1 pseudogene is annotated in these 276 nt (G+C 73.9%); it reads left to right on the top strand.

Going from position 1 to position 276, the window contains the following annotated elements:
* Nucleotides 1-276, top strand: a pseudogene (locus tag AC6UDF_RS07210) (hypothetical protein); the annotation flags it as partial.

The following is a 276-nucleotide window of genomic DNA, read 5'->3' as shown; positions in this document are numbered from 1 at the left end:
GCGCTGGACCGGGCCGTGGCCGGCGCGGTACTGGCGGCCACCCAGGCCGGTAGCGTGCTGGCGCTGCTTGGGCTGCTGCCGCTGGCGGACCGCAGCGACCGGCGACGCCTGCTGCGGCTGCAGCTGATTGCACTGGTGCTGGCCCTGTTGTGGCTGGCGGCGTCACGCACGGCGAGCTGGCTGTTGTCGGGCATGCTGCTGGCCGGCTTGCTGGGCACCGCGCTGACCCAGGGCCTGATCGCCTATACCGCCATGCTGGCACCGCCCGAGCAGCCC

This window comes from Fructilactobacillus sp. X2R6C1, from assembly GCF_059901295.1.
Note: the sequence above shows the minus strand (reverse complement) of the source record. Positions and strands in the feature narration are given on the sequence as shown.